Here is a 25,537-nt window from a genome sequence, read left to right as displayed (position 1 = left end):
AGCCAGAATTACTGTATAAATACTCTTCTCCCGGCTCGAAATTAAGACTGGTCTGCCTTACGAGCCAACTCATGATATCAGCATCTTTGTAATGGGTGTCATCATCGTAGCCTTTTAAGTAGGCCAACTGCAAATAATCTCTAATTCCGCTGGTGTGATTGAGCAGATGACGCACCGTGATCTTTTTGGCATATTCAGGAAATTCCGGATAGAACTTAGAAAGCGGGTCGTCAAAGCTGAGTTTGCCTTCACTTTCTAAAAGCACAATGCAGGCCGCCGTAAACTGTTTAGAAGTGGATCCGATTCGAAATACTGAATTGGCATCGTTGGGAATGTTATACTCCAAATTGGCCATTCCGTAACCTTTGCTGTAAAGGATCTCTCCGTCTTTGAATATTCCCAAAGAGGCTCCGGGAACTTCTCTATTCCCCCAGGCTTTAAAGACCGCATCGATTTGATCGGCTTCTGGAATTTGGGCAAAAGCTATACTTGTCATTATAAAGGACAAGGCTAAACACAGTTTCTTCATGGTAGTTCTTAAAATTAGCTGCAAATACTAAAGTGTCTTTAAAGGTAATTGAGTTCTGCCAATTGTCCTAGCAATGCGGATTATTGATGTTGCATGAAATGACAAAATCTATGTTAATGTTTTTACAAAATTATTTATTTTGTTTAATGTTTACTTATTTTCGTTAAACGATTAGGGACCAACTTTAACCAATAAAACCATGAAGACACTAAAATTTGCTGTAGTTACGCTTGTCTTTGCAGTGCTTGTATCCTTTAAACCTGCCACAGATGATTTCCAAGGACAGGCTTTCTATTTCTCAAAATCCACAATGGAATTAGGAAACTGGGGAGCTCGCTTGAGTGAGGCCGAGAAAAAACAAGTTTACGCACGCCTAAAGAATCGTTTAGAAAAAACCTATATCCTCGATTTCAACAAAGAAGAATCAGTTTTCAACGAAGAAGATCAAATTGACGCCATGTCTGGTGCCACAGACACTTGGGGAAGCAACTTTACTCGCGGAGAGCAATACAAGAATGTTAAACAAAACATGCTCATCCAAGCTCAAGAATTCTACGGGAAAAAGTTCTTGGTAAAGGATAAACTGGCAGACATTGAGTGGAATATGGCTGGGGATTCTAAGATGATCGGACAATATATGTGTTTCAAAGCTACTGCAACTGTTCCTACCAAAGAACTCACCTGGTATAACTTTGAGTGGAGTGATCTACGCGCCGAGCAAGAAAAAGATGCCGACGGCAACCCGATTGTTCCAACAACTGAGATTGAAGCTTGGTATACCTTGCAAATTCCTGTAAGCCATGGACCGGCAGAATATTGGGGACTTCCGGGGCTTATTCTAGAGGTAAGTGCAGGAAATACCACCATGCTTTGTTCTAAAGTAGTATTGAATCCTGACGAGACCGTTGCTATCAAAGCTCCGGACAAAGGAAAAGAGATCAACAAAGCCGATTACGCCATGACCATCCGCAAAAAGATGATGGAAATGCGTGATAACCGAGGCAGAAGAAGAAACTAAATCTCGAGCCTGCTTTAAGGTCCGCATTACGATGAAAAAATTACTCCTTTTTGCTCTGCTGCTAGCCAGCATAGGCACAACGCATGCCCAAATTCAAATGCAGGGTGTGGTCAAAGACAGTCTTGACATTCCTTTAGAATTGGCCAATGTTGTCGCTATTAATGACTCCACCAACGCTTTGGAATCTTATGGAATTACCAATGAAGCTGGTAAATACAAACTCGAATTGGAAGCCAATACCAGTTATAAACTTCAAGTGAGCTATATCGGGTTTAAAACTTATGAAGAGCAACTCCAAACGGGCGAGGCTGATCTGAACAGAGACTTTAAACTAGCACCAGACAACGCATTAGATGCGGTTGAGTTGGTCTATGAAATGCCCGTTACGGTAAAAGGAGATACGCTGGTGTACAATGCAGACTCCTTCAATACGGGAACAGAACGAAAATTGGGCGATGTTTTGGAAAACCTACCAGGCGTGGAGATCAATGAAGACGGGCAGATCGAGGTGGAAGGAAAAGTGGTCAACAAACTCATGGTAAACGGGAAGGACTTCTTTGACGGTGACACCAAGCTGGCTACAGAGAACATCCCATCGAACGCTGTTTCAAAGGTTCAGGTACTAAGAAACTACTCAGAAGTAGGACAATTGAGCGGAGTCAGAAACAACCAAGACAATGTGGCCATTAACATCAAACTCAAAGAAGGGAAAGAGAACTTCTGGTTTGGAAGTGTGACTGCCGGAGGAGGATCCTCACCAGAGGACGAACTGTATTTGTTACAACCAAAACTCTTCTACTACAGTCCAAAATACAGCTTGAACTTTATCGGTGACCTTAACAACACTGGAGAAGTCGCGTTGACGCGAAGAGATATCCGCGGTTTTGGCGGAGGATTTCAAGCGCCGAGTCGCAGCAGCGGTACCGACATTAATTTGGGAGACAACAGTTTGAATTTCCTAACCAGTCAAGGAAACGCTCTTGAGATTGAGAGTCAGTTAGGTTCTATGAACTTTAGTTATTCCCCTAAGACCACTTTGGATTTTAGTGGCTTTGCGATTTTTAATTCGAGTAGAATTCTTTCGAGAGAATCGAGTTTTGTGCAGTATACAGATCCCGAACTGGGTATTCCTGATGAAGCCACAGAGCAGCGCAGCCGCGAACGCTCTGATCAAGGCTTGGTGAAATTCAGTGTGAAATATCAGCCTAACCTCAACAATCAAATGGATTATGATGTTTTGGGAAGAATTTCAAGAGATACACAAGACCAAAATCAGTTCTCCTCGGTGATTGGAAACACCGATCAATTTGACGAGGTAACTCCGTATAGCATCAATCAGAATCTAAACTACTATTACACCCTAAACGAGCGCAACATCTTTGCCTTTGAGGCCACCCACCTCTTGCGCAATGAAGATCCTTTTTACAATGCAGTTCTAGTCAACGACCCTGACGGTCCTGACGCTTTTGACAATACTGCTGAGGCCCTTGGCCTGAATACCAGTTTAGATTTTTACAATATTGGGCAAGACCGCAGAATCAAGTCCAATCAATTAGACGCCAAGTTGGATCACTATTTTGTGATCAATCAGCGCAGTAATTTGAACTTTACGTTGGGAACTATTTTGAGCAATCAACAGTTCAACTCCAACATCTTTCAATTTTTAGAAGATGGAAGCCGATTTGACCCAACTCCAACGATCAATGATGGGTTGGATACAAACGATACCGAATACAACTTCAGCGATATTTATCTGGGTGTTCACTACCGCGCTAAATGGGGGAAATTCACGGTGACTCCAGGTTTCTCGCTGCACGCTTATGGGAATCGTAATACTCAATCCGGAGAAGAGTTTAAAGACAACTTCTTTAGACTGCTACCCGACTTTGAGACGCGCATTCAATTCAAGAAGAGTGAGCAGTTGACCTTCCGCTATGAAATGCGCAACCAGTTTACAGACGTGACGCGTTTGGCGCAAGGCTTGGTGTTCAACAGTATCAACAACATTTCTTTTGGTGAACCGGAATTGCAGAATGCTTTGGCTCATAATGTGAGTCTATTCTACAGCAGTTTTAATTTGTTCAATTACACCAACGTATTTGCCAGGGCTGCGTATACCAAGAATATTGATCAGATCAGAAGCTTGACCAACTTTGACAACGTAATTAGAACCAGCACCTTCTTCAATTCTGCTTTTGCAGATGAAACGGCGAGTCTATTCGGAAGAGTGCAACGCACCTTTGGGAAGGTCCGTGCGAGTATCAACGTAAGTTACAATTACAGCAAGATCAACCAGTTTATTCAAGGACAGCGCTCCATTAATGAAGGTTTTACGCAAACTTATACGCCAGGCCTGAGAACGAACTTTAAAGTGGCTCCGAATATCTCCTTGAGCTACCGATACAGTGTAACCAACAACAACCAGGGTGATAGAGAGACCACTTTCATTACCAATGCACCGACCTTTGAATTCGATGCTTATATCTGGAAATCGGTGACTTTTAGAACAGACTATGCCTATACAATTCAGGAGTTGGACAACGGAGAAACACAGTCCTTCCAAAACTGGAATGCGCGTTTATCGTATAGAAAAAATAGAGATTCTAAATGGGAGTATGAGATCAGAGCAACCAACATTCTAAACATAGATTCACAGGTGAGAAACAGTGCCAATAATGTGTCAGTTTTTAGTTCGGAGACGTTTATTCAGCCAAGATTTATTACCTTCCGCTTTATCTATACACTATAAATCTAACTTAATACAGCCACCACAGCATGAAGAAATTAGTTCTTTTGGCCTTTTTTATTGGGTTTGCCACCCTTACCCAAGCGCAGGATTACACCGATATTGTAAAGTTCCAATACAATCGGGCTACGCTAGGAAATATTGACAATGATAATGAAACGGAGGTTGGAAACGCGAACTTGGAAACTTATTTCGTGATCCCCGCCACGGCAAAAACCGTCTTTATTGCCGGTTTTACTTATGAAAACACACGCTTGGGCATTGCTCACGATGATGATTCTAGAACCAATTTGGTGATGACCCGTCTAAACCTTGGTGTTAAATTAGATCACGGAAACGGATGGAGCGGAACTTATGTTTTACTTCCTAAATACGCTTCAGACTTCAATGATTTGGGAGGTGACGCTTTCCAATTTGGAGGTTTAGCCCTTTTTGAAAAGAAAATCTCTGGTCGTAAAGGATGGAAATTTGGTAGTTATGTGTCTTCAGAAAACTTCGGAACCATCATTACTCCACTAGTGGGGATGTGGTATAAATCCCCTAACCGCAAGTTTTACGTAAACGCGGTATTCCCGATTCGTTCTGAAGCTAACTATGCGATCTCTGATATTTTTAGCGTAGGAGCTAACCTTTTGACCTCAGTAAAAGCTTACGATCTTTCTGGTAATGCCGATGGATTCTATGTACAAGAAGAGTCTATTCGTTTTAACCTTTATGCTGGAGTGAGTCTGTTTGACGGTACACTTTTGGCACGAGCCAAGATCGGATATGATACCACGGATTATGGTCTTTACATGCAAGGAGACAAAGTTGGTGCACAAGTCTTGACCTTCCAAGTTGGAGGTGATGACAGAAACCGCTTGAACAGTGAATTTGACGCTGCTCCTTTTATGGGTGTTGACCTTATTCTTCGCGCAGGAATTTAATCCCCAAGAGATAATCTAGTCTAAAGGCTGCTTCAGGATCTGGAGCAGCTTTTTTAGTTGCTGATCTTCTGAGTCAAAAGGATTATTGGCAATTTCAATATCTGGCAGTACACCACGTTCCGATCGATCTCCACTCACTCGGACAATCAAGCCTTTGGAAACCACCACAGGAATCCCTGTATTGGGCAAACTAAAGTTGAATACTGATGCATAAAGCGAAGGATACTCCGCCGTCTCCTCACCGACAATGGTTCCCCAGCCGTAATCTTGTATTTGCGCTGCGGTCACTGCAGCTTGAGAGTACGAATGTCTATTGATTAAAACATATATTTTCCCTTGATATCTGCGCGATACTGGTTGTGGCTGATACAGGGGAAAATCATAATCAAACACCTCGCCTTCAGCCTTGGAAAATATAGCATTTTGATAGGCAGAGGTCGTATCCCGATTTGGTGCTAAAGCCTCTTTAAGTTGCCTGCTGGATCGCAGTTTAAACTCGGAGCACCATTTAAAAGGCTTATCAGCAATATAACTGGTCAAATAATCCGCAAAGCTATCATCGCCACCGCCATTACCCCGAAGATCAATAATTAAATTAGGCAAGTTTCTTTTATTTATTTCCACAAAGGAGGAGTCTATAAACGCCTTGTAAATATTTAGGTCGTCTTTAAAACTTCCAGGGTTTAAAATGGCAGCATTAGCGGTTAATTCCAAGTTCATCTCAGCATTAACAGCATCGGTTCTGTTATACTCAAAATCATCAAGCGCTGCAACAGATGAAAGTTCCAGTTCCTGAATTTGCCCTGACAATTCTACGCTTACCTTGAAGGTGTCTTGTGGCCCATATATTTGCCAATAGAGTCGCGGAAGTGAGAAATACTCTGCTTTGGCTTGCAGATAATAAAGACGTTCTCCAGAAAGTTGACGATAGAGATTTTTAAAGATCTCCGCAATAGGCTCGCCATTGATAGCTAACAATCTTGTGCCCGGTACAATTCGACTTTCTTTTGACCAATTGGCTGTCACTTTATAATCGCCTTCATGAAGAATAACTTCTAGAGGAAAAAGGCTCCCTCCTTCAGAAGCATATGCAATATACTCTGGTATTGGAAAAGGGATGGCGGTATGTCCATTCTTTAATTGTGCGACAAAAGGTTGCAATAATTCAGTAGCTTCAAGACCGCTCAAAGAATCTTGAATGATCGTTGCGCGGGTTTTCTGATAGGCTTGTTCCAACTCTTTGGGACTCATGTAAGCAAATGCATCTATATGGGTTTGCTGAAGGGCTTCGTATAAATAATCAAGGTCTGCTAAAACAGCTTCTCGAGCGAAGTTGCTGGAATTTTGAGCTAGGCTAAAAAGTGGAACTAAAATCCAAAGAAGTAGTACGCGATGTATGATTCGTTTCATGTTTGGCTGCCTTTTTTGGCGCCTTAAAGACGAAACAACATCAGCAGTGTTTCAAAAATTATTTGGACAAGCTAATTATCGCTCAATCCGCATAATATCTCCAGCCTCATGCATTTCTAAAACCTGTTCGCGAGACACGCCATAAACGGGTTCCATATAATTTTCTTCCTTGTCTATCTTATAAATTCCAGAGTACTTGTCCACCTCATAAGAATTGTCCATGATGTACAAGCTGTCTGTATCTACACGCACCACTTTAAAGGTGGTATAACTGCTGTAACCCGCTTTGTAACGATAGATATCTCCAGATTCTGGAGCGGCCAAATATTCAAGTTCACGCTTATCCTGTACATTGCTCGCCACTACGGCTCCGATCACAAAACACACAAAGATGGCCAAGCCCGCCCATTGCCAAATCGGGCCGCGGCTTTCGCTTTTGAGTCTCAAATAGGCCTGCTTGTGAGACTCATCGAGTTTTTTGGGTTTGAACTCGGTATTGCAATTTTCGCAGTGCCCACGACCCAACTTTCCCATCGGGAAAAGTGGGATCCAAAAGATGTGTGAATGTCTTCTGTAAACGTTTAGGGTAATACTTCCTGTTGACTCACAACTCGGGAAGGTTCCAGTTTTTGGTTTACTGCTCCCTAGGTGAATGGCTTTACTTCCGTAAATGAGCATACTGTTGGTGTTAGTGATTCAAAAAGTTGATCGTGGCCTCGGCCAGTTTTTCAGGATTATTTTTCTCCAGCGGATGGACTCCATCCTGAATTATTTCACAAATCCCCTGCCCTAAATGCTTCGCAGCCCATTGCGACTCTTGAAGCGAAACCATCTGGTCTTGATCTCCGATCAATATACGAACAGGTACTTTTATATCCTGTAATTCTGGCTCAGAAAAAGCTGCGCCATCTCCCAAGGCCAACATCATCGCGGCAGTCTTGTCCAGTACTTGTTTCCAATCGTTCGGTTGATGCACCTGCTCTAAAAAAGCTGCAAAGCGCGGAACCTTTTCTAAGATCTTTTCCGGTTTGAGTTGCTTCACTTCCTTTGCAGCACTCTCCGGTGTCCAAGCGAATTTAGTTCCATAGGTCACTAGTTTTTTGATGAGCTGCGGATGCGTTTGTGCAAGAGTCAAAGCCACATAACCACCCATGCTGTATCCAAAGAAATCTGTAGAATCCAGCTGATGTTCTTTCATGAAATCAAGCACGTTTTGCGCAAAGACTTCCATGCTAAATGGGCGATCAGATCTGCGACCACCGTGACCTTCAAAATTAAAGCGATAAACCTGATGCGTAGCGCTCAGAACGACTTCCATTGAAGCCATTTGCTCATGAGAGCCCAAAGCTCCATGCAATAAAATGACAGGTGGTTTTTTCAAAATTTAGGCGGTTGCTTTTGCGCTTTTGAGTTTTTCTTTCAAATACCCGAAGCTGTCATCAATATTGCCAAAAAGGTCCTCCTCTGGCACCAAATCAGGTATGATGTCTACAGCCTTAAGCATATCACAAGGTTGCTCTTGCAAGCCCACCAGAATGACCTCAATGCCCTGTTCTCTAAGATCAAAAATAATGTCTTCCAAGGCATAGAGTCCCGATTGGTCCACATAGGGCACACGATCCATTCTAAAGATCACCGCATCAATAGCGTCTGGCAATGCTTTGATCTGATCTTTAAAATAAGAAGTAAACCCAAAGAACAATGGTCCGTAAAGGTGTTTAATGATCACGCGATCCTTGTACTTTTCATAGAATTCAACCTCATCTTGCCAAGGTTTAGCGCCGTCCAGATCTGCGATCTTTCCAACCTCCATGCCTTGTTCAGAAAGGTCTCCAGACTTTTTCATGAACAACAGACAGGCCAAGGCAACTCCAGCTCCCACAGCGTAGATCAAACTACCAAAAGTGGTTATGAGAAGCACCAAAATAAGCACCACAGCATCGGCTCGTGGTACTTTACGCAAATGCTTGAGTCCTTTGAGGTCTACAATTTTAAATCCGATAGGAATCAGCAGTCCAGCCAAAACACAAAGCGGAATGTGCGCTGCCAATTTTCCTAGGCCTAACAAGACTGCCAACAAAAACAAGCCGTGCAAGGTTCCAGACATTCTTGTCTTACCACCGGCATTGATGTTTACCACAGTTCCCTTGGTCGCTCCGGCTCCAGGAATTCCACCGATCACCGCGGCGATCATGTTCCCAATTCCCTGACCGATCAACTCCCGATTGGAATTGTGCTTGGTCTTGGTCATATTGTCGGCAATAACAGAGGTCAGGAGTGAATCTATACTTCCTAAAACCGCCAAGACCACAGCATACTCTAATACCAATCCGTAGGCAGAAGCATCTACTTCAAAAATCCCGTCGATCTTAATAGAAGGCAGTCCAGAAGGGATCTCGCCGATTACCGGGACGGCCATATCGCCAAAATAGGCAATCAAAGTGGCAACAATTAATGCCACTAGCGCGCTTGGAATTGCCTTAGTGATCTTCGGAAATAAATAGTAAACAGCAATGGTAATCCCTCCCAGCATCAGCGCTTGGAGATTTGCCTCTGAAAAGAGTCGTGGTAAATCCTGAATCACCGCTAGAGTGGATTTGGAAGAACCCAATCCGGCAAAAGGAAAGATCTGCAGAATAATGATAATGAGCCCTACGCCACTCATAAAACCTGAGACCACGGGATAGGGGAAATACTTGACATAACTGGCAATATTCAAAAACCCAAAGATGATCTGAAACAAACCTCCCAGCAAAAATGCCAGCAAAATAATGGGCATGGCAGATTCTAAACTGCCGGTAATTTGGATCGCACCAGCAACTAGAGCCGCCGAGACTACGGTCATGGGACCTGTCGGACCACTAGCTTGGGTTGCTGTACCTCCAAATAGTGCTGCAAAAATACCCACGGCAATAGCTCCGTAAAGTCCAGCCGTAGCTCCCATTCCAGATTGCACCCCAAAGGCCAATGCCAAAGGCAAGGCAACTACTCCAGCCACGAGTCCTCCCGTAAAGTCTCCCTTGAAATTTTTGAAATCGTAAAATTTAGTGCTCATATGTTTATCCCTTAGTATCGATGTTGTGAAGCTCTAAGTTACTGCTTTTACCTCCTGAATAAAAACGCGAATTTGTGAGATTTCAATGACCCATAAAAAAAGCCCCAAGTCTAAAGTTGAGGCCCTAAATACATTTGAGCAAAATGCTTAGTCAACAGGCTGCATTTCATGCAAGACAAAGGAGGCAACAGCACCTTCTGTTGCTTTTAAATACTCAGCGAGATGACTGTTGTTCATGTGATCCTGCCACAATTCTCTACTCTCCCAATTCTCATAAAAAAGAAACAAATTAGGGTCACCAATATCTTGGTGTAGATCGTAATTGATGCATCCCTGCTCTTTACGTGTGATTGGAATGAGCTTTTGTAATTCTGATTTAACAAGTTCTCGGTGTTCTGGCTTGGCAATGATTTGCGCAACTATGGTTAATTGTTTGGACATGTTTTAAAATTTTTTGCAATGGTTTTGATAACGGTTTCTGCCGCTAAGCGGGTTTTGGGTTTCTTTTCAGGCTGATTGAAATCTTCTGGATCTCTATGACCAATCGCGACTGCAACTTGAGCCGCATATTCCGTTTGACCTAGGATCTTATCGTAGTTCTCTGGCTCAATGCCTTCCATGGGCGTAGCATCAATATCCATATTGGCGCAAGCGCTTAAAAAGACACCCAATGCTAAATACAGTTGACGATCAAACCAAGCTTTTACCTGGTGCTCTGGCCATGGTTTGATAAACTCTTTATAATAATTCACCGCGCCCTCTGGCAACGATGCTTCAATTTGTTTTTCAAAACCTTCTAGCGTACTGTGTCTGCTAAAGACAACCAAGGTATCGCTGTTTTGAATGCGTTCTTTGTTGAGCCAAGAAACTTCAGAGAGCTTTGCTTTCATCTCAGGGTTTGAAACAAAGGTAAATTGCCACGGTTGGCTATTAATAGACGAGGGTGCTAAGCGCAGCACCTCCTTTAAGGCATCTATTTTATCCGTTTCAATTTTCTGGGTTGGGTCATACTTTTTTGTGGTATAACGGTTCTGCATTGCTTCTAAAAAACTCATATTTCTTTTTACTATATTTTTTATAGTTGCCAAATTAAGTATAGTATAATACTTTTGCAAGAACGGTCAAATAGGATAGTATCATGGAAACATCAGAAACACCAAAAATACACAGCTTTAACGGTCAACAATACCCTTGTTGTGCCAGCCTTACCATGGGCGTCATTGGCGGAAAGTGGAAGACGGTCATTTTATTTCATCTCATTGAGGGTCCCTTGCGCTACAACATTTTACGCAAAACTATGCCTACAGTGACTGAGCGGACTTTAAGTCTTCAGCTTAAGAAATTGGAAGAAGATGGCATTATCCAAAGAAAGGTGTATCACAAAAAACCTCCACTTAAGGTAGAATATTCCCTCACCCCTTTAGGCGAAACATTGATCCCAATCATAAAAGCCATTGCCGATTGGGGAGATCAAGTTCAAAAATCTAATTGACTTGCAGGATTGGATTTGAAGCCTGAGGATCAACAAAATTATCAGCCCTTTGAAAAATCGGCGGGATGACTTCCTCACCTTTTAAGTTGATATAGCCCAAACCATTATCTCGTTGAACTATGGCAAAGCCATTTTTAAAATCCATGGCGTTGCCGTATTTGGGTTCGACCAACCAATTGCCTTTAACATCAATGTATCCGACTTTACCATCAACCTGAACGGCCGCATAACCCTGACTAAAGTTCCTAACGGCTGAATACTGATTCGAGATCACAAATTCATTATCCTTATTGATAAAGCCCCATTGACCGTCCTTTTGCACCGCACAGAGTCCTTCTGAAAAATCGGCAACATCTTCGTAAATATTAAGGATTACGATATCTCCATTGGCATCCATAAAACCAAAAAGATCTTCTTGCATAAAGGCGGCAAGACCTTCGTGGAAATCGTAAGTAGCTTCATAAGTGGCCGGAATTACCTCCGCTCCGGTGGTGTCTAAAAAGCCGTATTTATTGTCCTTTTTAAAGAAAGCTCGGCCTTGATAAAAGTCTCCCAGGGTGTAATTCTCATCTTTTTGAATCTTCCATTCCCCTTTAGTATCCACATAGCCAATGATTCCTTGATCCAGATCCAACGCAGTAGCAAATCCTTCGCGAAAAGGCATGATCGCATTAAATCCTTGCTTAACAAGCTCTCCTTGGACATTGATGAATCCTACGCGCTCATCAGATAAGCGCACTGGTGCAAATCCTTCCAAAAATGAGGTCGGTTGCAAATAACCTTTGCCATCAAATTGAATTTCTCCTGCGGTATTGATAAAGACATATGTTCCACCAACTGCTCCTTGAAAAAGATCCGAGCGAACCCCTTCAATATTCACACAGGCCAATCCGTTAGAAAAAAGGCGAGCCATTGGGTAAAGCGGTTCTATGACGTAGTTTCCCTGAGTGTCTATATAACCGTACTTTCCATCCTTCATGACCATGGCCAGTAATTCTGGGGAATTGGTCTGCGTTGTTTCTTGAGTGGATTCCGTTTGAGTTGGCTCATTTTTACATCCCACCAACAGCAACAATGACAAGGCAATAGTGCCCAAAAAATTCCTTTTCATTATTGCTCTAGTCTATTGGTGATGTCTTCTCCAAGCTGATTGGTCCACGTGCCATTGTCATAAGTGATCACCCCGAGCTCATCATGAAAAAAACGCGTTTTTGAGGTGAACTTAATTTCTAAGCCCACCACATAATCTGGTAAACAGGCGGTAGTTCCGCCATCTTCTACTGCGGTATAGCCCTCATCACAAGGATCAGAACTGCAAGAGGCAAAAACCAAAACAGCTCCTAAGGCAATTACGTTAAAAACTTGTTTGAATTTCATAGGTTCAGTGAATTGCTGATGTATGGTAAACTTAAGGATAATCGATCTATTCTATCGATGGAGAAGTGCATTAAAGCATTTTTAAATGCTTTACAATAACTCCCAATTGCCCTAAATGATAGATGTCATGCTGGAGGATCCCATCCAACATCCATTGATAGGAATAGTTGCCCTTAAAGTCGGTATCGTAATATTCTTGTTGTAAAAAGGAATCGTCTTTGTCATTCAAGAGCGCGATCAGTTGTGCTTGACCACGATCATATCGCAGCTTAATGGCCTGCCACCCTTGAGCCTCCAAATCATTGTCAGGCAACCAGTTTTCAGGACAGGCATCGGTCTTACTCCCTGTACCTGATTGTATTTTGAGAATGGCTTCTTCCCGCCACAAGGTTAAATGTGAGATTATCGCCGCTACACTTTTTAGTTTGGCAGGACGCACAAACATTTGATCTTCACTCAGCCCGTCCAAAACTTTAGCGTAGCTATTGCCAATCCACGGTTTACCGTTTTGGATCGCCTGTAACTGAGAAATAAAATGCTGAACGAGTCTGTTGTTTTCTTGAGACAAGGTTTACTTCTTTTTAAAGACCACGATATCTTGATACTCTTTGGCATCCTGGGTTCCCTTCCAAAAGCCATCGGCAATCTGGGTGATTTGGAGACCGGCTTTGGCCATCATTTGTTCCAAAAGCGATTTATGGATAGCAATATTACCACTGGTCACTTTACTGTTCATCAATCGGAAGCCATCTCCGGCAACTGGAAATCCAAATCCTTCATCGGTAGCAATCTGAGATTCATTCTGATCATCATACAAAAAGAAGGTAGACATAGCTTGGCCTTGATCAGATAACACCCTGTTTATCTCCATTAAATAATGCTGAATCTCATCCACCATCATATGTGTAAAAACAGAAAACGAATAAACTTTGTCAAACTGAGCTCGCTCATAAGGAAACTCAAAATCGGTAGCCTTCCTTTTGGAATTGTTATAGAGATCGTTGAATAGAGGCACATAGGTAAAATTGAAGTTGGGAAAATCCCGGCCGATCTTTTTATTACACCAATCTACGCCGCTTTTCACCACATCAAAGCCTTCATAACGTGCCTCAGGAGTCAAATACTCCACCAAGGAAATAGCTGTGCGTCCAATGCCACTTCCTATATCTAACACTCGGTCTGTGGGCTGCAGGTCAACCTCAGATTTAAGTAAGTCCAATTGATGCCTGCTACTGGCTAAAAACTTCTCCGCCCCAGCGGCAGAACCTGTGTAGATAGCACCTCTAGGAGGCACATACTTATTGCGGTTTCCTTTGAGTCTATCTTTTAGATCTGCGGGTAAATAATAGAGGTATCTCACCCAAAATCGCTGCTTTGCAGATAAGGAATACCAAAGCTTGCGGAAGTTCTTTTTGTTCATTTAGAGTTGGTCACAGAATATTTGTGTAGCTAAAGATAGCAATAGTGAGTCAAACCCGAACAAGGAAAAAAAACTGGAATATCCCAGGGGGAGATGTTTTTGCAATTATCTACTAGACCTTATACTAAATAGCATAAACGTTCGAATTTCTAGGATATTCCAGACCTTTAATTAGGGTTTGTGTCACTAATACCAAAAGAGAAACCGCTGTTGGTTATACAGCGGTCCTCAATTTGACATTCGGAAATCATTTTCATTTTGCCTACAGGCTTTATATGAACGTATTTAGCATCGTGTTTCAAAGTTAACAGCCGAGCATCCAATCAGGATGGAACTTGCGCTACTCAAACCGTATTTTACTTCTTTCAAACAGATAGCCAAGTTGGTGGTTAACTAGTGATTAGTCACCAGAGGCTCCACAATCCTGTCCCAGGGAAGAAGGACAATCAAAGTGGGTAAAATGAATCTTTCCTTTTGGATTGATTATGTAATGAGTCACATTGACACAATAAATGTACAATTATTTTAATTACTTTCACAAATCTGTTTGAATAGTATGAAATTTGACTATAAAGACTTACTCGAAAACTGTATTCCAGGCCTATCTATTGATTGTGTGGTATTTGGGTATAAAGACAAGAAGCTACACGTACTTTTAGTGCGTTTTATTGACTCACACGTTTGGGCTTTACCGGGAGGATTCATCCCAAAAGATCAAGATATGGATGCTGTAGCCAATCAAGTTTTATTGCAGCGAACTGGCCTTAAAGAAGTTTTCTTACAGCAATCTCACGTATTCAGCTCTCTAAATAGGCACTTTGACATCAATCCGCGCAGCCGTCTAGTGATGGATACCATTAAGTCCACTTGGATGGAAGAGCAAAAAGAAGAATTAGAGGCTTGGTTTAGTCAACGTTTTATCTCTACCTCTTACATGGCTTTGGTTGATGCTGAGAAGGTGCATCCTCAAATCGACGTATTGAGTGATGCTTGCGATTGGATTCCCTTGGACGAGTTGCCTGAGTTAATTATAGACCATAGTGAGATGATTCACCAAGCGCATGAACAACTCCGAATGAAAATTCGCCTGCTCCCTATTGGAAAATCCTTGCTTCCGGAACGTTTTACCATGTCTGACCTTCAAAGCTTGTATGAAGCCATCCTCGATCAGAAACTAGATCGTGGAAACTTCCAGCGTAAAATGATCCGTTTAGGCTTTTTGAATCGACAAGAAAAATTAATGACCGGCGCGCAAAATAAAGCACCCTATTTATACAGTATAAATGACGAGGCCTACAATGAATTGCTCGAAAAAGGTATTGGATTTAGTTGATTATAGGTATTCCACCAACTGAATATTGTTTCCACAGGTATCGTCAAAGACCGCGATCTTCACCGTTCCCATGTCGGTTGGTGCAACGCTAAATTCCACATCCAGGCCTAATAAGCGGTCGTATTCTTCTTGAACATTCTCAACATCAAATTGTGTATAAGGAAATCCAGCTTCCTTGAGCGCATCTTGATATACGCGACTCGGTTCAAAATGCAAAGGAGCAGGCTCTAAAACCAATTGAACACCGTCTTGATCTTCTGGTGAGACCAAAGTCAACCAACGGTCCGTCTCATTTATTGGAATGTCTAGTTTTTTTATGAAGCCGAGTTTTTTGGTGTAAAAATCCAAGGCGTGCTGCTGATCTCTTACAGGAATACTGATTACGGTTACTTTCATGTTTAGTTGTGTTTGATGCCCTGCAAGTTGCCAAATCGCAACTTAGATTACTTCTTTAAAGTTGCTCTTTTTTGAAATTCTTTGGGCGAGATATTATTTCTGCGTTTGAACAAGGCGCTAAATGAACCCAAAGATTTAAAGCCTACTGCATAACAGGTCTCTGTTACTGAAGCTCCTGTCTTGAGCAATTCTTTGGCTTTCTCTAAACGCTTGCCGGTCAAATATTGACTCGGAGTTTGTCCGTGATATTTTTTGAAAAGGCGCAACATGTGAAACTTAGAGACAAATCCTTCTGTAGAAAGCACATCTAAATTCAGCTCTTCTTGAAAGTGATCATCAATATGATATTTTACTGCCATAATTGTATCCAGCTGGCCTTGGTTGGCAAATTTCTTGGCCTTGTAGTTTTCCAGATGCTGTTGATAGATGGACATAGTTACAAGTTAAAAAAATTGAGTGATCCTTTGAAGCTCAATGAATTTACCCCGTATCGGGTATGTTTTAGCTACCGTGACACCGCTAGTTTTGAGGTATTCAAAAAAAGTAAAATCATGACACTAAAACGTCTTTCCCTACTACCCCTTCTAAGTCTTTGCCTATTTCTGTACGCCTGTCCACCACCAGATGATTACGTCGAGGATGAATCCAGTACTGTCTTTAATGAAGAGTCTTTTGTTCAACTATTCACAGTCAATAGTAATAGCGTAGAGAATGTATCATTTACAGATGGAGTTAGCTCCGGCAACAATGTGGTTGACGCTTCGAGTCTTGGTTCGGCAGAACTTAAAAGCTTTGAAACTGGGATTGCCGCTCCAACGGATACCTCAGTGGATATTGAAGCAGGCCTGCAATCGGTAACCATTATCTTAGATGATGGTACAGAGATACCTCCATTCTTTGCCAGTGTCAGTTCCAATGGCACTATAGATGCCGGAGACGGAGTAATAAGAGAGGACTTCAGATATCGTTTTACCTACCCTGCTGAAGCCACTCCGATCCCAATCAATACCATAGGCAGCATGGTCTTGATCTACAGCCTTGACTACTTTTCTTTTTACGGATTATTACACAGCAAAACATTTACCCATACCATAGTGTTTAACTAATTGTGGTGAAGCCGGTGTGTTTTCTCATGAACACAACCTGCTCTTAGAGCCTCGGTCCTGCCGGGGCTTTTGGGTTTTTATCAATATCGGTTGATTTGTTTTTAGTATAAGGCGACTATACCTGTGAGAGCAACTCCGCTTTATTAACCCTAATAGCTTGGTGTATCGTATCCCAGAGTAAAATACGTTTAGTCAACGCTTCCTCGGCTACATTCAGTGCTTCTTGCCATTTTTGAGAATCAGTTCCGCAAAGATGAGAAACCATCTGCAAGGAAAGTGGTCCGTGCTCATCTCCATCTAGCTCAATATGTCGCTCTAAATAATAACGCAGCTTGGTGTATTGCTCATTTTTACTGTCAATTTCATTTAAAATACCAATAAACATCTCTGGAATCAAGTCCTCCCTGCCAAAAGTAAAGGCCGCAGCAATCTTATGCGCCTCTTGTGTTTGAATAATTTCAAATGTGTAGTTCACGAACTCCTTGATGCCCTGATCTACAGTTACAGAATCTAAAGCCACATTCACAGGTACACCATGACCTATCTTCTGCAAAAATGAGTCAATTTCTATCGTAGGAGCACCCACTTGCTGCATGGATTCCCGATACATTTCAAAATGGCTTTGAGCAATACCCAATTCATTGACATCACTTTCTTCTCCAAAAACAATTTCATTAATAAATCTTGCAAGTTCTGGATGCTTTGGCGGTGTCCAAGGGGTTTGAACATTAGTCAAATGTTGCTGCAAACTCTTCAAAAGAGACATGAAATCCCAAACCGCAAAAACATGAATACCCATGAAGATTTTTATATCTTCAAGGTCACCAAGTTCTGCATAAAGCGGATGACTTTGCAGTTTTTCGCGCAACGGTTGAATCGTCTTAAGAATATGTTCTACGTTAAACATCATACAATTTTTTGCAAAAATAAGGACGCAGCTTTTATGAAATCTGATGAAATACAATTCCTTTTAAATAGCCTTATAAGAAATTCTGATTCTGTTTAACTGTCGACCCCTGAGGTTTGAGATCATTTCTAATACATCATGAAAGAAGAAGGTTTGCTCCGCTAACTTTTCAAATGATAAATATCTGGATTGGATTTCTTTGGGCGCCCCGTGTAGCAGACTTCAGCCGCTACACGACCACGCTATCCGTTACAACTCCTCATTCGCTTTGCTTCTTGCGGGGTTTTCACTGCTATCGCTGGCGCGGGGGTCGTTCCGGTCATCGAGTGATTTAAATATTAGGATTGCTGCTTTCGCAGATGCTTCACTCAAAAGTCTACTAGACTTTTGATTTTATCATATAAAATATCGTTCAGCAGTGTATCGAGATGACGTTTTAAGGGAAAAGCCTAGTGGGATTTTGAGTTAAGTTTGAGGGGAATTTTGTAGGTTGGTCGGGAAACATGAATTGATTATTCAAATTTGAAAACTATCTTCCTTATATACATTGTTTGTTTGTCTCCAAGCTTATTTGCTCAGGATCTCAGAAAATCCTATGTTCAATCAGTACTCGAAGAAACACTTAGAAAGTCCCGCAATCCAGTCTCAAATGCAACTAATGAGTGGCGATATGACAATACTCATGATGATTACTTTACCAAAGATACTATCGTACTGAACTCCGCCAGAACATATCGTCAATCCTATTGCAAGACGATCTACTGGTCTTTTTATGAAGCCAACAAGTGCATCATTAACACTGTTCCAGAATGCACAGAACCTCCCACAGGACTTATCCCTAAAGAAGAAGATTATGTGAGTGTTCATCTAATAGAAAATGAACAAGGAACCTTCATCCATCTTATAAACACAAAAGGTATTCGTGCTCGTTTCCGAATCTTGGCTCTGAACAGAAACGAACCAATTGATAACGGCTTATCGCAATTTGATTACGATCTTGTTTTGTTGAGAATGTGAGGTAGCCGCCGAAGCGGAAGGAACAATTGTAGATAAAACTCGCTGGTGGGATTGTTTGCCGCAGGCAAACTTCCCACTGCGCTCATTTTGAAAAGCACATTGCTGACTGAAGTTTTGTACACAAAACTAGATGTCTTTTAGACATCTAAAGGAAGCACCCGCGAAGCGGAAGGCCTAAATTGAATAAAAAAAGCACCCTTTTTGTGACCGTGGGATTCTTTGGCTACGCCAAAGTTCCCTTCACGCTCCGCGTGAAAATCACAAAAAGATTCACTTCGCATTACTTCAAAAAAGAAGCGAGCTTCTTTTTTGAAGCTCGCTTGTGAATCACTTTTTTTGTGACTTATTGTACCTTGGGTGGGAATCGAACCCACACTCCCGAAAGAACTGGATTTTGAATCCAGCGCGTCTACCAATTCCGCCACCAAGGCTTATCGGGACGGCAAAAATACATAAAATGTTGAATTTTCCACCAAATATTAGAACTAAAAATATTCGGGCTGAACTTGGGATTTTTTTACCTTTGTAGCTTCCAACTAAAACACCACAAGAAAGATGCCTGGAGCCGTTCCTCAACCCAAGATATTTGCTTGTAAACAAAGCCAAGAACTTGCCGAAAACATTGCAAAACAATTCGGTGTCCCGCTGGGGAACGTAATCACCTCTACCTATTCAGACGGAGAGTTTCAACCCTCTTTTGAAGAATCAGTTCGCGGAGCCCGCGTCTTTATTATCGGTTCCACCTTTCCTCCGAGTGATCATTTGATGGAAATGCTATTGATGTGTGATGCCGCAAAACGCGCTTCTGCTAGACACATTACTGCTGTGTTGCCTTATTTTGGTTGGGCACGTCAAGATCGCAAGGACAAACCAAGAGTCCCTATTGCTGCCAAAATGGTTGCTAAGATGCTAGAGGCTGCAGGAGCCACTCGTATCATTACCATGGACCTCCACGCAGATCAGATTCAAGGATTCTTTGAAAAGCCCGTGGATCACCTTTTTGCCTCTACGATCTTCTTGCCGTATTTGAAAAAACTGAATCTCGACGAGCTTACCATCGCCTCGCCAGATATGGGAGGTTCTAAAAGAGCCTACGCCTACTCCAAGGCTTTAGAAAGCGACGTGGTGATCTGTTATAAACAACGCGCCAAAGCCAATGTGATCTCTCATATGGAACTCATTGGTAATGTAGAAGGCAAGAACGTTGTTTTGGTAGATGATATGGTGGACACTGCCGGAACCCTGACCAAAGCTGCAGACCTTATGATGGAACGCGGGGCCAAAAGTGTTCGCGCGATCTGTACTCACCCTATCCTTTCTGGACAGGCCTATGAGCGTTTAGAGAACTCCCAATTGGAAGAACTTATCGTTACGGATTCCATCCCGCTGAGACAAGAATCTCCAAAATTGCGCGTACTTAGTTGTGCACCACTTTTTGCTTCTGTGATGCAAAGTGTGAACACCAACAGTTCCATCAGTTCTAAATTCTTGATGTAATCCGCAGAAAACAAGCCTTTAAGGCCTTGTAAAAAAAGTCGTATTTACTTTCAGCTACCAAATAATTTTGGGATATTTGCAGCCGTTTTCCACTTAAGGTGGTTAACATCATGCAAACAAATGCAAATGAAATGAGCGGAAATAAATTTATTTTTTCGGCTTGTCAACCAAAAAAATGAAAATTTTTTGCGCGAAAGCGAAGCGGTTGATTTACGCAGAAAATTTTTGCGAAGTTCATCTCAGGAGCACAAAATTTTTTATTAAATGAAGTCAATAACGATCAAAGGATCTCAAAGAGAAAGCGTGGGCAAGGTATCTACCAAAGCCTTACGTAATGCTGGAAAGGTTCCCTGCGTAGTATACGGAGGAGAAACACCGATTCACTTTTCAGCGCCAGAATTAGCGTTCAAGAACTTGGTGTACACTCCAGACGTACACACAGTTGTTATTGAGCTAGAAGACGGCACAAGCATCAATGCTATTTTGCAAGACATTCAGTTCCACCCGGTAACTGACCGTATCTTACACATCGACTTTTACCAAATCTTTGACGACAAGGAAATCACTATGAATATTCCTGTACGTCTAGTAGGTAACTCTCGTGGTGTACGTAACGGAGGGGTGTTGCGTTTTGTAAACCGTAAGCTACGTATCAAAGCAGTACCAGCGAACTTGCCAGATTATATCGAGGCAGACATCACTGAATTGCGTATTGGTAACAAACTTTATGTTACTACCCTTACCAACGATGCTTATACCATCATGCACCCAGACAACACTGTTGTTGTACAGGTGAGAACTTCTCGTAACGCTGTTCATGAGGCAGATGACGAAGAAGATGATGATGCAGAAGAAGGTGCAGAAGCCGAAGCTCCTGCCGAAGCTCCTGCCGAGGAATAGATCTTCTAGCATACCGAACATAGAAAAGAGTCCGCTTGGTTATCAATTTAAGCGGACTCTTTTTATTTTTACAAAAAAAAGGATGCTCGCATTTTTAAAGCGACTTTTTGGTTTAGACGCTCCTAGCGAGCCCGAGCAAGATCCCATGAAGAAATTTCTAATTGTGGGTTTGGGCAATATTGGACCCAAATACGACAACACCAGACATAATATTGGATTTGATGTGGTAAGCACCTTGGCAGAAAAGTACGAGGCCATTTTTGAATCCAAAAAACTCGGGGATATTGCCAAACTTCGGATTAAAGGCCGTCAATTGATCCTGCTCAAACCGAGCACTTTTATGAACCTCAGCGGTAAGGCCGTCAATTATTGGCTCAAACAAGAAAAAGTTCCGCTTGAGAATATGCTGGTCATCACAGATGATCTCAACTTACCCTTTGGTAGCATCCGCTTAAAGAAAAAAGGATCTGATGGAGGTCATAATGGTTTAAAAGACATTCAAGCCACGCTTAACACTACCGCTTACAATCGTTTTAGATTTGGGATCAGCGATCAGTTTGCCAAAGGCAGACAGGTAGATTATGTGTTGAGTCCTTGGACCGATGAAGAACAGACAGCCCTTAAGGAACGACTCAAAACAAGTGCTGAAGCGGTAGAATCATTTGCCTTAGCGGGCATGGACCACACCATGAACAACTTTAACGGAAAATAATATGCAGACCTACGCCTCATCGGCTCAATATAAAGGAACCCAACCCACTGTGGTAACCATTGGGACCTTTGATGGGGTGCATGCAGGTCACCGGGTTCTGTTAGGCCGCTTGACCGATGACGCTAAAGCCATGGGCTGTGAATCCGTGATCTTTACTATGTTTCCGCATCCGCGAATGGTCTTGCAGCCCGATGTAGACATTAAACTCATTCAAACCATTGATGAGCGGGAAGCAGTCTTGGATCGCGTCGGCATTGACCACTTGGTTATTGAACCCTTTACCAAAGCCTTTTCGCGTATGAGCGCAGAAGATTTTGTACAACAATTACTCGTTGAAAAACTCAACGCCAAAAAAGTGATTATAGGTTACGACCACCGCTTTGGGCGCAACCGCCGTGCCGATGTTTCGGATCTGCGTCGCTTGGGTGAGGAGTTTGGTTTTGAAGTTGAAGAGGTGGGTGCGCAAGAGGTGGATGCCATTACGGTGAGTTCCACTAAGATCAGAAAGGCCTTGACAGAAGGCGATCTTAACACAGCAAACACCTATCTAAGCGATCCATTTACGCTAACGGGAATCATTGCTAAAGGCCGCGGTATAGGCCGTCAATTGGGCTACCCAACTGCGAATTTAGAAATTGCGGAAAACTATAAACTCATTCCCAAGAACGGCGTCTATATTGTAAAAAGCCAAATAGACAAAAAACCGGTTTTTGGCGTTATGAATATTGGTAACAATCCGACTGTTGGTGGAGACAGAACCACTATTGAAACCTACTTTATGGATTTTGAGGCTGACCTTTACGGTCGCAAACTGCAGATCGAATTGCTTTCACGAATTCGTGATGAGCAGCGTTTTGGATCGACTGAAGAACTAACAGCCGCTATTGCTGAAGACCAGAAAATCGCCGAGGCCTATGTTAGATCGCATAAATAAATACCTTTTTACTCGCGTAGACAATGCCGGTTTGGTCTTGTTTCGCATTGCTTTTGGGTTTTTGCTGACCGTAGAAGCCTACGGCGCCATTGCCACAGGCTGGGTGCGGCGCACCTTTATGGATCCAGAGTTCACTTTCAATTTTATTGGATTTGACTTTTTACAGCCTTTACCAGGCAATGGAATGTATATCTACTTTGCGGTAATGGGCGTCTTCGGAATTGCGGTCATGCTCGGTTATAAATACCGTTGGAGTATGGCAGGCTACGCCTTGATGTGGATGTGTGTTTATTTAATGCAAAAGTCCTCATACAACAACCACTACTACCTCATGATGTTGCTCACTTGGATGATGGTCTTAGTGCCAGCAGCAGGACGGATGTCTTTAGATGCCAAACTCAATCCGGAGCGCAAAAGCATTTCTATGCCACGGTGGGTACAGACCTTAGTGGTAGGACAGTTATTGATCGTATTTACCTACGCGGCAATTGCCAAAATATATCCAGACTGGCTGGACGGAACCGTCACGCGCTTGTTTATGAAAAGCAAGGCTGATTATTGGCTCATCGGTGATTTCTTGCAGCTTCCTTGGGTACACTGGGGTATGGCTTATTTTGGAATCCTCTTTGACCTGTTGGTTATACCGATGTATATGTGGCGCAAAACGCGTTGGCTGGCCTTTGGCCTGTCGCTGTTCTTCCACCTGTTCAATTCCGCAGTATTCCATATTGGAATATTCCCCTATATGTCGATCGCGTTCGCCCTGTTCTTCTTCAGTAGTGAAACCTTGGTGAAACGATTTATGCCAGCAGAAGAAGTTTACCGCGGAGACGAAGTACGCATTCCTAAAACGGGTACGATCACTACCGCAATCTTGGTCGGTTATTTATTTGTACAATTTGCCCTGCCGTTAAGGCATTGGTTTATCGCAGAACCTGTTTTGTGGACAGAAGAAGGACATCGCTTGTCTTGGCGGATGATGCTTCGAACCAAATCTGGACGGGTGATCTATTATATCGTAGACAAAGCTGATCCCAACAAAAAGAAAATTGCATACAGTTATAAAGACCTGCTGAGTAAAAAACAGTATCGCTCTTTTAGAACTAAGCCTGATTTTATCTGGCAGTTAGCCCAACGCATCCATCAGATCGAAAAAGAAAAAGGCAAAGATGTTGAGGTCTATGCTACGGTGCGCGTTAAAGTCAATGCCGGTAGCTACCATTTACTGGTGGATGAATCTGTCGATCTGGCTTCAGTCTCGTGGGATCAACTTAAACACGCTTCTTGGCTGCTTCCTGCTCCGGAGAATTTCACTAAGATCGAGAAGAAAAAAGATTCAGAATCTTCTACTCAAAAATAAAGGATTATATCCCCTGTGATTAATCCTGTTTGAACTGTGATAACTAGGCGCTAATGTTTAAATTTGGGGCCTAATTCAAACGGGAACCATGTTACAGGTAAGTGAAATTCGCGACAACAAAGAACGTTTTGCTCAGGCTTTAGCCAAGCGCGGTTTAGATGCCATGCCTATTTTAGAAGAGGTTTTGCAGGCAGATGAACTCCGCAGAAAAACGCAGGCACAATTGGATGAGACTTTAGCGCAATCCAACACTTTCTCCAAAGAGATCGGGCAATTGTTCAAAAGCGGAGAGGTACAAAAAGCCAACCTGTTGAAAGAGAAAACTGCCGGACTTAAAGAGCAGTCTAAAGCCTTGCAAGAGCAGCTCAATGCTGCTGCTGATAAGCTTCAAGAATTACTCTTCACCTTACCAAACATCCCGAACGCTACTGTACCAGAAGGAAGCAGTGATGAAGACAACGTGGAAACAGAACGCCACGGAACCATTCCGACTTTGGATGAAGGCGCGCTTCCGCATTGGGAACTGGCCAAAAAATACAACCTGATTGACTTTGAGTTAGGAAACAAGGTTACCGGAGCTGGATTTCCAGTTTATATTGGCAAGGGAGCTCGTTTGCAACGCGCCTTGATCAGTTATTTCCTAGACAAGAACATCGATGCTGGCTACACAGAATATCAAGTACCACACTTGGTTAATGAAGCCTCTGGAATTGGAACCGGGAGTCTTCCTGACAAGGAAGGACAGATGTACCACGTAACTGGAGACAATCTTTATTTGATCCCAACGGCAGAAGTACCCGTAACCAACCTGTTTAGAGGAGATTTGCTCAACGCCAAAGACCTACCTATTGCTTGTACTGCCTACACGCCCTGCTTTAGACGTGAGGCCGGTTCTTATGGAGCGCACGTGCGCGGTTTGAACCGTTTGCACCAATTTGACAAAGTAGAGATTGTGCGCATTGAACACCCAGAGCGTTCTTATGAAGCTTTAGAGGAAATGTTGGCTCACGTTAAAGTGATTTTAGGTGAGTTAGGACTCCCCTATCGTGTGCTACGCCTCTGCGGAGGAGATCTGACCTTTGCCAGCGCACTCACTTATGATTTTGAAGTATTCTCAACTGCTCAAGATCGCTGGCTGGAGGTTTCTTCTGTTTCTAATTTTGAGACCTTCCAGAGCAATCGTATGAAGTTGCGTTTTAAAAATTCCGAAGGTAAGAACCAATTGGCCCATACCTTAAACGGCAGCGCCTTGGCCCTGCCGCGTATCTTGGCGGGAATTTTGGAAAACTACCAAACGCCTGAGGGCATTAAGATCCCCGAGGTCCTTGTGCCTTACTGCGGATTCGATATGATCGAATAAGGATTCTGGCTTACTTTTTGGTTGCTTAATCAAGGCTGATGG

General features: G+C 42.6%; 27 protein-coding genes and 1 tRNA gene. 13 read left to right on the top strand and 15 right to left on the bottom strand.

Annotated elements, in window-relative coordinates:
* Positions 1-529, bottom strand: a 529-nt coding sequence (locus tag HRT75_RS05290; RefSeq protein WP_291183439.1) for a serine hydrolase domain-containing protein, incomplete at its 3' end; no start/stop codon positions are given.
* 199 nt (positions 530-728) lie between these two features.
* Between HRT75_RS05290 and HRT75_RS05285 the strand changes: the two genes are divergently transcribed.
* From HRT75_RS05285 to HRT75_RS05275, 3 genes are read left to right on the top strand one after another with little or no spacing between them, the layout of a single operon-like run.
* The gene (locus tag HRT75_RS05285) at positions 729-1,547 is read left to right on the top strand and encodes a GLPGLI family protein (protein WP_291183436.1); all 819 of its coding nucleotides are present in this window, start codon (positions 729-731) and stop codon (positions 1,545-1,547) included.
* A gap of 31 nt (positions 1,548-1,578) precedes the next feature.
* The gene (locus HRT75_RS05280) at positions 1,579-4,296 is read left to right on the top strand and encodes a TonB-dependent receptor (protein WP_291183434.1); all 2,718 of its coding nucleotides are present in this window, start codon (positions 1,579-1,581) and stop codon (positions 4,294-4,296) included.
* Between the two features lie 26 nt (positions 4,297-4,322).
* Positions 4,323-5,219: a hypothetical protein gene (locus HRT75_RS05275; RefSeq protein WP_291183431.1), complete on the top strand. Its 897-nt coding sequence runs from the start codon at positions 4,323-4,325 to the stop codon at positions 5,217-5,219.
* Between the two features lie 15 nt (positions 5,220-5,234).
* Here the strand turns inward: HRT75_RS05275 and HRT75_RS05270 are convergent, their stop codons facing one another.
* The 6 genes from HRT75_RS05270 to HRT75_RS05245 all read right to left on the bottom strand — a co-directional run bounded on the left by HRT75_RS05270 (position 5,235) and on the right by HRT75_RS05245 (position 10,739).
* Positions 5,235-6,629, bottom strand: coding sequence for a S41 family peptidase (locus HRT75_RS05270; RefSeq protein ID WP_291183428.1), 1,395 nt, complete (start codon positions 6,627-6,629; stop codon positions 5,235-5,237).
* Between the two features lie 75 nt (positions 6,630-6,704).
* Positions 6,705-7,307, bottom strand: a complete 603-nt coding sequence (locus tag HRT75_RS05265) for a hypothetical protein (RefSeq protein WP_291183426.1) — start codon at positions 7,305-7,307, stop codon at positions 6,705-6,707.
* A gap of 10 nt (positions 7,308-7,317) precedes the next feature.
* A complete protein-coding gene (locus tag HRT75_RS05260; protein WP_291183423.1) occupies positions 7,318-8,010 on the bottom strand; it encodes an alpha/beta hydrolase in 693 nt (230 codons plus the stop codon).
* A 3-nt stretch (positions 8,011-8,013) separates the two neighbouring features.
* A complete protein-coding gene (locus HRT75_RS05255; RefSeq protein ID WP_291183420.1) occupies positions 8,014-9,684 on the bottom strand; it encodes a SulP family inorganic anion transporter in 1,671 nt (556 codons plus the stop codon).
* Between the two features lie 147 nt (positions 9,685-9,831).
* Positions 9,832-10,125: a putative quinol monooxygenase gene (locus HRT75_RS05250; protein ID WP_291183417.1), complete on the bottom strand. Its 294-nt coding sequence runs from the start codon at positions 10,123-10,125 to the stop codon at positions 9,832-9,834.
* A complete protein-coding gene (locus tag HRT75_RS05245; RefSeq protein WP_291183414.1) occupies positions 10,110-10,739 on the bottom strand; it encodes a nitroreductase family protein in 630 nt (209 codons plus the stop codon). The genes HRT75_RS05250 and HRT75_RS05245 overlap by 16 nt, the downstream gene beginning before the upstream one ends.
* 83 nt (positions 10,740-10,822) lie before the next feature.
* Here HRT75_RS05245 and HRT75_RS05240 point away from each other — a divergent pair, with 83 nt between their 5' ends.
* Complete coding sequence (locus HRT75_RS05240) at positions 10,823-11,176, top strand: helix-turn-helix domain-containing protein (RefSeq protein WP_291183411.1); 354 nt, start codon at positions 10,823-10,825, stop codon at positions 11,174-11,176.
* Here HRT75_RS05240 and HRT75_RS05235 read toward each other — a convergent pair.
* The 4 genes from HRT75_RS05235 to HRT75_RS05220 form a co-directional block, all read right to left on the bottom strand.
* Positions 11,169-12,287: a WG repeat-containing protein gene (locus tag HRT75_RS05235; protein WP_291183407.1), complete on the bottom strand. Its 1,119-nt coding sequence runs from the start codon at positions 12,285-12,287 to the stop codon at positions 11,169-11,171. The genes HRT75_RS05240 and HRT75_RS05235 overlap by 8 nt on opposite strands.
* Entirely contained in the window at positions 12,287-12,553 is a 267-nt protein-coding gene (locus HRT75_RS05230) for a hypothetical protein (protein ID WP_291183404.1), read from the bottom strand. Before HRT75_RS05230 ends, HRT75_RS05235 begins: the two co-directional genes overlap by 1 nt.
* Before the next feature lie 70 nt (positions 12,554-12,623).
* Complete coding sequence (locus HRT75_RS05225) at positions 12,624-13,121, bottom strand: DinB family protein (RefSeq protein WP_291183401.1); 498 nt, start codon at positions 13,119-13,121, stop codon at positions 12,624-12,626.
* Positions 13,122-13,124: 3 nt separating this feature from the next.
* Entirely contained in the window at positions 13,125-13,973 is an 849-nt protein-coding gene (locus HRT75_RS05220; protein ID WP_291183398.1) for a class I SAM-dependent methyltransferase, read from the bottom strand.
* Between the two features lie 556 nt (positions 13,974-14,529).
* Here HRT75_RS05220 and HRT75_RS05215 point away from each other — a divergent pair.
* Positions 14,530-15,306: an NUDIX hydrolase gene (locus tag HRT75_RS05215; protein WP_291183395.1), complete on the top strand. Its 777-nt coding sequence runs from the start codon at positions 14,530-14,532 to the stop codon at positions 15,304-15,306.
* Here the strand turns inward: HRT75_RS05215 and HRT75_RS05210 are convergent, their stop codons facing one another.
* Together HRT75_RS05210 and HRT75_RS05205 are read right to left on the bottom strand one after the other, a co-directional pair.
* Positions 15,307-15,702, bottom strand: coding sequence for a VOC family protein (locus HRT75_RS05210; protein WP_291183392.1), 396 nt, complete (start codon positions 15,700-15,702; stop codon positions 15,307-15,309).
* Positions 15,703-15,749: 47 nt separating this feature from the next.
* On the bottom strand, positions 15,750-16,136 hold the full coding sequence (locus tag HRT75_RS05205; protein WP_291183389.1) for an AraC family transcriptional regulator: 387 nt from the start codon (positions 16,134-16,136) through the stop codon (positions 15,750-15,752).
* 117 nt (positions 16,137-16,253) lie between these two features.
* On the opposite strand from HRT75_RS05205, the gene HRT75_RS05200 reads away from it, so the two are divergent.
* Positions 16,254-16,808, top strand: coding sequence for a hypothetical protein (locus HRT75_RS05200; RefSeq protein ID WP_291183386.1), 555 nt, complete (start codon positions 16,254-16,256; stop codon positions 16,806-16,808).
* 115 nt (positions 16,809-16,923) lie between these two features.
* Here HRT75_RS05200 and HRT75_RS05195 read toward each other — a convergent pair whose 3' ends face one another.
* Positions 16,924-17,718, bottom strand: a complete 795-nt coding sequence (locus tag HRT75_RS05195; RefSeq protein WP_366665024.1) for a DUF3050 domain-containing protein — start codon at positions 17,716-17,718, stop codon at positions 16,924-16,926.
* A gap of 519 nt (positions 17,719-18,237) precedes the next feature.
* Here HRT75_RS05195 and HRT75_RS05190 point away from each other — a divergent pair.
* The gene (locus tag HRT75_RS05190) at positions 18,238-18,732 is read left to right on the top strand and encodes a hypothetical protein (protein ID WP_291183383.1); all 495 of its coding nucleotides are present in this window, start codon (positions 18,238-18,240) and stop codon (positions 18,730-18,732) included.
* Positions 18,733-19,081: 349 nt separating this feature from the next.
* Here the strand turns inward: HRT75_RS05190 and HRT75_RS05185 are convergent.
* A tRNA-Leu gene (locus HRT75_RS05185) sits at positions 19,082-19,163 on the bottom strand.
* Positions 19,164-19,287: 124 nt separating this feature from the next.
* Between HRT75_RS05185 and HRT75_RS05180 the strand changes: the two genes are divergently transcribed.
* From HRT75_RS05180 to serS, 6 genes are all read left to right on the top strand, one after another.
* Positions 19,288-20,229: a ribose-phosphate pyrophosphokinase gene (locus HRT75_RS05180; protein ID WP_291183381.1), complete on the top strand. Its 942-nt coding sequence runs from the start codon at positions 19,288-19,290 to the stop codon at positions 20,227-20,229.
* 264 nt (positions 20,230-20,493) lie between these two features.
* On the top strand, positions 20,494-21,129 hold the full coding sequence (locus HRT75_RS05175) for a 50S ribosomal protein L25/general stress protein Ctc (protein ID WP_291183378.1): 636 nt from the start codon (positions 20,494-20,496) through the stop codon (positions 21,127-21,129).
* Between the two features lie 82 nt (positions 21,130-21,211).
* Positions 21,212-21,841 carry an aminoacyl-tRNA hydrolase gene (pth, locus tag HRT75_RS05170; protein WP_291183375.1) on the top strand — a complete coding sequence of 210 codons (630 nt, stop codon included), beginning with the start codon at positions 21,212-21,214 and terminating at the stop codon, positions 21,839-21,841.
* 1 nt (position 21,842) lies between these two features.
* Complete coding sequence (locus tag HRT75_RS05165) at positions 21,843-22,775, top strand: bifunctional riboflavin kinase/FAD synthetase (protein ID WP_291183373.1); 933 nt, start codon at positions 21,843-21,845, stop codon at positions 22,773-22,775.
* Entirely contained in the window at positions 22,756-24,135 is a 1,380-nt protein-coding gene (locus HRT75_RS05160; protein WP_291183371.1) for an HTTM domain-containing protein, read from the top strand. Before HRT75_RS05165 ends, HRT75_RS05160 begins: the two co-directional genes overlap by 20 nt.
* 88 nt (positions 24,136-24,223) lie before the next feature.
* Complete coding sequence (gene serS, locus HRT75_RS05155; RefSeq protein WP_291183368.1) at positions 24,224-25,495, top strand: serine--tRNA ligase; 1,272 nt, start codon at positions 24,224-24,226, stop codon at positions 25,493-25,495.
* Positions 25,496-25,537: the final 42 nt, after the last annotated feature.

It is taken from the genome of Gilvibacter sp. (assembly GCF_013214815.1).
Classification (GTDB): domain Bacteria; phylum Bacteroidota; class Bacteroidia; order Flavobacteriales; family Flavobacteriaceae; genus Gilvibacter.
This window is presented reverse-complemented; position numbering and strand designations above follow the sequence as displayed.